The organism is Enterobacter cloacae complex sp. IR5418 (assembly GCF_049238105.1).
GTDB classification, from domain to species: domain Bacteria; phylum Pseudomonadota; class Gammaproteobacteria; order Enterobacterales; family Enterobacteriaceae; genus Enterobacter; species Enterobacter hormaechei.
In genome coordinates, this window is the sequence record NZ_JBMKHS010000053.1 from 715 (window position 1) to 1247 (window position 533).

Here is a 533-nt window from a genome sequence, read left to right on the forward strand (position 1 = left end):
TTCGGGTCGCCTGCTCGGGTGATATCGACGAGGTTGTGCGGCTGATGCACGACGCTGCGGCGTGGATGTCCGCCAAGGGAACGCCCGCCTGGGACGTCGCGCGGATCGACCGGACATTCGCGGAGACCTTCGTCCTGAGATCCGAGCTCCTAGTCGCGAGTTGCAGCGACGGCATCGTCGGCTGTTGCACCTTGTCGGCCGAGGATCCCGAGTTCTGGCCCGACGCCCTCAAGGGGGAGGCCGCATATCTGCACAAGCTCGCGGTGCGACGGACACATGCGGGCCGGGGTGTCAGCTCCGCGCTGATCGAGGCTTGCCGCCATGCCGCGCGAACGCAGGGGTGCGCCAAGCTGCGGCTCGACTGCCACCCGAACCTGCGTGGCCTATACGAGCGGCTCGGATTCACCCACGTCGACACTTTCAATCCCGGCTGGGATCCAACCTTCATCGCAGAACGCCTAGAACTCGAAATCTAACGTCCGTTCGGGGGCACTGTTGCAAATAGTCGGTGGTGATAAACTTATCATCCCCTT

General features: G+C 63.6%; 1 protein-coding gene. It reads left to right on the forward strand.

All coding sequences use genetic code 11. The features are described 5' to 3' along the window. Nucleotides 1–476 (forward strand): GNAT family N-acetyltransferase (locus ACOTX7_RS22585; protein WP_050442052.1); only part of this gene is annotated, 476 nt, incomplete at its 5' end. Nucleotides 477–533: the final 57 nt, after the last annotated feature.